This is a genomic window from Anabaena sp. CCY 9910 (assembly GCF_963920875.1).
GTDB classification, from domain to species: Bacteria; Cyanobacteriota; Cyanobacteriia; order Cyanobacteriales; family Nostocaceae; genus Trichormus; species Trichormus variabilis.
This window is the reverse complement of record NZ_CAWUDJ010000182.1, coordinates 1-203: the sequence shown is the minus strand read 5'-3', so window position 1 is coordinate 203 and position 203 is coordinate 1. Positions and strand designations below refer to the sequence as shown.

The 203-nt window shown below is 44.3% G+C and carries 1 protein-coding gene; it reads right to left on the bottom strand.

Going from position 1 to position 203, the window contains the following annotated elements:
• The coding region (locus ACM5QX_RS29750; protein ID WP_414756792.1) for a hypothetical protein at positions 1-203 on the bottom strand (203 nt) is incomplete at both ends.

Sequence of the window (203 nt, the reverse complement as noted above, 5' to 3'; positions counted from 1 at the left end):
AGCCTCTGGTAACAATTCTGGTAGTTTAACAGCCAAAATACTTAGAGCATAGGCGCGATGATATTCATCCTGAATTTGCCTAACAGCAGCCAGAGTCTCTGGTAACAATTCTGGCAGTGTAATAGCCAAAATACTTAGGGCATCGGCACGACTTGAATCATCCTGAATCTGCCTAGCAGCAGCCAGAACCTCTGGTAACAATT